The organism is Daeguia caeni (genome assembly GCF_042653845.1).
Taxonomy (GTDB): domain Bacteria; phylum Pseudomonadota; class Alphaproteobacteria; order Rhizobiales; family Rhizobiaceae; genus Brucella; species Brucella caeni.
On record NZ_JBHSEL010000091.1, the window covers coordinates 1 to 6,631 of the forward strand.

Below are 6,631 nucleotides of genomic sequence, written 5' to 3' on the forward strand. Positions count from 1 at the left end.
GTCATCTGATCCTCCGTAGTTTTTGCAAACATAGAGAATCATAAACTACTGAAATCGCTAAACTTAATTTTAGGTCGGGCTCTAATGGCATCAGATCGACAGGAATATGAACAGGCTCACAATGTCCCTTTCAGGCCGCGTCCACACGCCCGAATTTGCCTATGCCCGGCAATTTGGGCAAAAAATGGCCGAAACCGCTGCCTGGGCGCATGCCCTCGCGCATGAAGAAGGCGCGCAATGGCGCAAAGGAGCGCAGCATTTCAAGGCCGATATTGCGGACAATCTGCGCTGGCAGCATGGGCGACAGCAGCGCCCGGTTGAGCGCATCGACTGAGCCGGTGCGTGCCAGAATGTCTGGCCGGCGGCCGCGGTCATAAGCGCGCGTGACGCGTTCGGCGCCCGGGTCACGCGGATCCTGGGCGACAGCCTTGATCAGGGTTTCGACATCACGTGTGCCAAGATTAAGGCCCTGTGCGCCGATCGGCGGGAAGACATGAGCCGCCTCGCCGATCAGAATGGTGCGCCGGGCAGCAAAATTGTATGGCACAAGGCCGGAAAGCGGCCAAGCCTGCGGCCGGACATCGATTTTCACCGTGCCCAGCATGGACTGCATCATGTCTTCGATGCGCTGTGCAAGGGCATCATCATCCAGTGCGAGCAGGGTTTTTGCACGCTCCGGATTGACCACCCAGACAAGGCTGGAACAATTGCCCTTGAGCGGCACCTGTGTGAACGGGCCTTCCTCGGTGTGGAATTCGGTCGATATATTGTCATGCGGCAGCGCATGGCTGAAGGACAGCACCACGGCAGTCTGCGGATATTGCCAGCGGCGCGTGCGGATGCCGGCGGCATCTCGCGCGGCCGAATTGCGCCCGTCCGCGGCAATCAGCAGGCGGGTGTGCAGGGTTTCGCCATTCTTGAGCGTGACTGTTACGTGATCACCATTGTTACGATATTCGATTGCCGGCAGGGTCACGCGGCGGATCATGTCCTGTTGTGCCACCGCATCGGACAGCCTGTCATTCAGCAAGGCATTTGGAATGTTATAACCAAAGGCTTCCTCGTCAATTTCCGAGGAACGGAAGGTGACAGTGGGACTGCGTACCAGACGCTTGGTTGCATCAATGATGCGCATGGAGGAAAGTGCGGCCGCTTCAGGGCGAATGGATTGCCATACGCCGAGACTGTCGAGAAATCGGATGGCCGGCATCATCAATGCCGTTGTGCGCCGGTCATCCTTGTTGGTTTCCGGTCCAAGCAAGACCGGGCGATAGTTGTGTGCGGCAAGCGCCAGCGCCGCGATCATGCCAGCAGGGCCACCACCACTAATGACAATTTCCGTGAGCGGTTTTGCAGCAATGAGTTCGGACATGGCACACCCCGATTTGGCATTGGACTCGGTTTGGGCCGAGACTAGCCGATTGTGCCGCCCATCGGTACAGTTTTCAGGCGGATGCGGCGAAAAGCCATGGCAGCCTTACTGGCGCGGCCAGGCAAAATTATCTGCCCGCCCAGGCACGGTTTTGGCATTGATGTGGGCTTTCGTCCCGGCGGGCGGAATAACCTGTCCACCGAGCAGAACTCCGCTCGTGTCCCTGTTCAGCTCCCTGAGGCTGACGGGCTGCAGCCGGTCAATCGGCTTGAGTCTGTCCGGTTCTTTCTCAGCCTCTGTTTCAGCGGGCAGGCCCGCATCTCTGTCCTGCACATTGTTGTCATGATTGCCGAACAGGGCCTGCAACGGTTTTTCGACATAAAAGGCAAGCTTGCGTTTGCCGGCGGTGGTCAGATTGATGCCGTCATTGGCGCGCAGCCGCGCCGTCTGCCCGTTCACGTCAAAGCCGGTCTGGGTGAAATTGCCATCCTCATCGACAAAGCCGTCCCAGACATCCACAAATGTTCCGCCAAGCTTTTCGGCTGCCTTCTTGTAGGTCTCATTCAGCGCCAGCATGTCCTGCATCATGGCCCTTTGCCGGAAAGGCAGCTGGCCGACCCAGATGACCGGAATGTTTCTTTTCGCAATCGCATTGCCAAAGGCTTCAACCCGCTGCTGATAGGCCTCCATCCATTGCGGCGAACGGGCAGGCAGACTGGTTCCACCGGTGTGAATGGCCTGACGGTCATTGGAGCCAAGCATGACCACCAGGACGGCCGGTTTTTCCTGATCGATGATCTGGCCAATATTGGCAGGCCAGTCAAAATGGTCGCTGCGGACAAAGCCGGACGAGCCATTGGTCTTGCTGGCAACCATCAGATCGGCATTGGTCGCAAAGGCAATGGTCAGGCCTTCGGCCAGACCATTGGCGATGAAATCACCGATGACCAGAATTTTTTTGGCGTCGGGCTTTTTTTCAACCGTCACAACGGCTGGTTCACGGATGACAGGCTGTGGCGGACGCGCGGGCTGGACGGTGCGCTTGGGTTTTGCCGGTGTGGTGCGCCGCCGCGGGGCAGGGTTGGGGGCCTTGGGCTGCACCGTGTTCTGGCGCGGGCCAAACAGCAATTCAAACAGGGTGCGCGGGCCCTGTTGCGCCATGGCGGCGCTGATGTCGGTCATGATCAGCGCTGCAGCCACGGCAAGCGTGCTGCCCAGTCTGATCATGGCTGTTGCAAATGGTTCTCTGCGCATCCCTGTCTCCCTGCGCATGAATTATAATGCAAGCTTACCAAATGCGACATGGCCAAATGCGACTGGACGCGAGAAAGGGGGAAGAAAGGGCGCTCCGAGCCGGAGCGCCTGACTGTAGCGGCCTGGCCAGAATGAAGCCTGCCTTCATCCTGGCAGAAGCGGATTATCTACGGCGCAGAATGGTCAGCACTTCCTTGCTCGGATGGCCATCGGGCTGCAGACCATTGCGGCGCTGGAAGGCTTCAATGGCCTCGCGTGATGTCTTGCCAATCTTGCCGTCAATATTGCCGCTGTAATAGCCAAGCGCCTTCAGATGCGATTGCAGTTCCTGACGCTCATTCATGGTGATTGGCGTGAACGGGCGGTTCCAGTCCTGCATGAGGCCCTTGGAACCGGCAATGCGGTCTGCCAGCAGGCCCACGGCCAGCGCATATTTGTCGGCGTTATTATAGCGCTTCAGCACGAAGAAATTCTTCGTCATCAGGAAGGCCGGGCCCTGACGGCCATCGGGAACGCGCAAGGTTGCCTTTTCATTCGGATCCGGGAAGGGACGGCCATTGGCGCGGACAAGGCCCAGACGCTCCCATTCGGCAATGGTGAGCGAGCCGCTCGGGAATTTGCGGTTTGGCGGCAGAATCACCTCATAGCCCCAGGTGCGGCCGGGTTGCCAGCCATTGCGGTGCAGCAGATTGGCGGCAGTTGCGAGCGCATCCGGCACCGAGTTCCAGATGTCACGCTTGCCATTGCCATCCATGTCGACCGCATAGGCCTGATAGCTGGTCGGGATGAACTGGGTGTGGCCCATCGCGCCTGCCCATGAGCCAGACAGATGGCCTCGGTCAATATCTCCCGTCTGCAGGATTTTCATCGCCGCAATGAGTTGGGTGCGGCCATATTTGGCCCGCTTCTGATCGGCATAGGCAAGCGTTGCCAGCGAGCGGATGGTATCGCGCATGACATCCTCACGCTTGAGGATTTCGCCATAATTGCTTTCCATCGACCAGATGGCGAGCAAGATGTTGCGACTGACGGCAAAACGCTGTTCGATACGTTGCAGCCAGGTCGCATATTTTCGTGCCATCTGCTGGCCAATGGCGACGGAATGTTCATTCACCCGGTTATCAATATAGCTCCAGATAGGCTCGGTGAATTCCGGCTGGTACTTGGCCTTTTGCAGGACAACCGGGTCTGGCGCATTCACGCCATGAAAGGCGCGGTCAAAGGTTGAAGGTGTTATGCCCTGGCTGAGTGCAACAGGACGGAAACTGGCCACCCACTGGCGAAATTTCGCATCTGCCAGCGCGCTTCCTGTCGATAGGACTGTAACGAGCAGGCCAATGCCAAGCACGGCGGAAAGCCGGCGTCTTCTTGCCTGCCCCAAGGTGCATGGAAATTGCAGCATTCTCTGTTTCCCTTCTGCAATCAATGCCGCGCCTGCAAGAGGCGCCTTACCTGTCTGGTCGCAGTGCCGTTCGTTTCCACGCATGTATCGCGCGCACCCGATCCGGCAGTTTTTGTTCCGACCGTCATGGCATGAGCTTATGACGCGGAGGTTAGCATTTAGTTTACCATGCAATGAAGGGCTGTTGAATTCGGTTATCAAACAACATTAATGCGGAATTACTTAAAGTGATGGCTAAAGCTCTTCATTTTGCCAATGATTGGGGAATAAGGCTGAATTGAATTTCAATGGCTTTTGTGCGTTGATGCAAGCGTAGCTAATGTGTTGAGGAGTGGAATGAGTTCTATTCGCAAAATCCGCAAGGCAGTTTTTCCTGTCGCAGGTCTGGGAACGCGTTTTTTGCCAGCGACGAAGTCCGTTCCGAAAGAAATGCTCACTGTCGTCGACAAGCCGGTGATTCAATATGTTGTTGATGAAGCACGTGAAGCGGGTATCGAACATCTGATATTTGTCACCGGGCGCAACAAGGCGGTCATTGAAGATTATTTTGATGCGCAGGTAGAACTTTATACGACACTGGAAGAGCGCGGCAAGAATGAAGAGCTGGCGCAGCTGAAACATTTGCAGCCACAGCCGGGTACGACCAGCTTTACCCGCCAGCAGGTGCCGCTTGGGCTGGGGCACGCTGTCTGGTGCGCGCGCGAACTGGTGGGGGATGAGCCTTTTGCCCTGCTTTTGCCGGATATGGTGATGCAGTCGAAAAAGGGCTGCCTTGCCGAAATGGTCGAGCTTTATGAACAGACCGGCGGCAATGTCATCGCAGTGCAGGAATGCGACCCGCAGGAAACGCATAAATATGGCATTGTCGGCAAGGGCAAGAGCATTGCCAATGGCTTTGAGATCACACAGATGGTGGAAAAGCCCGCCAAGGGAACCGCGCCATCCAATCTCTATATCAATGGTCGCTACATTCTCCAGCCGGAAATCTTTGCGCTGCTTGGCAGGCATGAAAAGGGCGCTGGCAATGAAATCCAGCTTACCGACGCCATGCTGAAGCTTGCAAGGGATCAGAAATTCTACGGTTTCCACTATCAGGGCCGGACCTTTGACTGTGGTTCCAAGGCAGGCTTCATCGAGGCCAATGTCGCCTTTGCGTTGTGGCGTGAGGATATCCGTCCAACGGTGGAAGGCACGATCACCGAACTTTTGAAGACGATCAAGCCAGCCTGATTTGCCTGGCTTTTCATCGAATGGCCTCGCCCTTCCTTCCGGAAGGCGAGGCCTTCATGCATTTTGCAGCCCTTCTCCTGAATCTGCCCGTGTGCCTTGGCTTGCAGGGCTGCGAGCTCCAAGAAATTCTTGGACAAAATCCGCCGAAAGCGCTAACCCTTCGGCCATGAAACAGCCTACTAACACTTCTCATTGTGTCGATGCCGATGCGGCCATTGACGCCGGATTACGTACTATCCGCACTGAAAATGCCGGACTGCTTGTTCTGGAAAAGGCGTTGACCAACGGGCTTTCTGGGCCCTTTGTCGAAGCAGTCAGGACAATTGTCGGCGCGCGTGGCCGTCTTGTGGTCACCGGCGTTGGCAAAAGCGGCCATATCGGTTCAAAACTTGCTGCAACCTTTGCCTCAACCGGCACGGCAGCGTTCTTTGTCCATGCCGCAGAAGCCAATCATGGCGATCTGGGCATGATCTCGCGCGATGATGTGATTCTGGCCATTTCCTGGTCAGGTGAGACGGCAGAGCTGAAAGGCATTGTGAATTATTCACAACGTTTCCGCATTCCGCTGATTGCCATCACATCACGTGAAGATTCAGCTCTCGGCAGAGCTGCCAATATTGTGCTTCTGTTGCCAAAGGCTGATGAGGCTTGTCCGCATGGACTTGCGCCGACGACATCGACCATGATGCAGCTTGCCATTGGCGATGCACTGGCAATTGCGCTGCTTGAGGCGCGCGGCTTCAGCCCAAGCGATTTCAAGACGTTCCATCCGGGAGGCTCGCTTGGCGCAAGCCTGACCTATATACGGGAAATCATGCATCGCGGCGACCGCCTGCCCGTGGTGACGGTGGGAACCTCCATGCCGGAGGCAATGGCAGTTCAGTCGCACAAGCGCTTTGGCTGTGTTGCCGTTGTGGATGGAGACGGCAAGCTTGCCGGCATCATCACGGATGGCGATCTGGCGCGCAATCTGCACCGCAATCTGTCGCAGCTGACCGTCGATGATGTCATGACGCGCGATCCGAAGACCGTGCCGCCTACCATGTTGGTCGGTGCGGCCATGCGCATGCTGGAGGATCACCATATCAGCGTGCTGCTTGTGGTCGAGGATGAAAAGCCGGTTGGCCTTGTGCACTTCCACGATCTGCTGCGCATTGGCGCTGTGTGATTGTGTTCAGGTTGGCCTAATCCGTTTTTTGGACGCGCTTGCCTGACCCGGACAGGCCCTTCCCGCAAGGCTTTTTGCGAAGAAGGGCTGAGGCTGCAGGGCATAAAGGGTGCATATCCCTTAGAGCCCGACCTAAAATTAAGTTGAGCGATTTCAGTAGTTTATGATTCTCTATGTTTGCAAAAACTACGGAGGATCAGATGAC

The 6,631-nt window shown here is 56.6% G+C and carries 5 protein-coding genes; 2 read left to right on the plus strand and 3 right to left on the minus strand.

Annotated features, from left to right (window positions below; genetic code table 11):
• Positions 1–130: 130 nt before the first annotated feature.
• From ACFO1V_RS09775 to ACFO1V_RS09785, 3 genes are all read right to left on the minus strand, one after another.
• Entirely contained in the window at positions 131–1,372 is a 1,242-nt protein-coding gene (locus ACFO1V_RS09775; protein WP_374834562.1) for a UbiH/UbiF family hydroxylase, read from the minus strand.
• Between the two features lie 105 nt (positions 1,373–1,477).
• Positions 1,478–2,626, minus strand: a complete 1,149-nt coding sequence (locus ACFO1V_RS09780) for an SGNH/GDSL hydrolase family protein (protein WP_374834564.1) — start codon at positions 2,624–2,626, stop codon at positions 1,478–1,480.
• A 163-nt stretch (positions 2,627–2,789) separates the two neighbouring features.
• Positions 2,790–4,028, minus strand: coding sequence for a lytic murein transglycosylase (locus tag ACFO1V_RS09785; protein ID WP_374834566.1), 1,239 nt, complete (start codon positions 4,026–4,028; stop codon positions 2,790–2,792).
• Between the two features lie 336 nt (positions 4,029–4,364).
• Between ACFO1V_RS09785 and galU the strand changes: the two genes are divergently transcribed.
• On the plus strand, positions 4,365–5,258 hold the full coding sequence (gene galU / locus ACFO1V_RS09790) for a UTP--glucose-1-phosphate uridylyltransferase GalU (protein ID WP_374834568.1): 894 nt from the start codon (positions 4,365–4,367) through the stop codon (positions 5,256–5,258).
• A 166-nt stretch (positions 5,259–5,424) separates the two neighbouring features.
• Complete coding sequence (locus ACFO1V_RS09795) at positions 5,425–6,426, plus strand: KpsF/GutQ family sugar-phosphate isomerase (protein ID WP_374834570.1); 1,002 nt, start codon at positions 5,425–5,427, stop codon at positions 6,424–6,426.
• Positions 6,427–6,631: the final 205 nt, after the last annotated feature.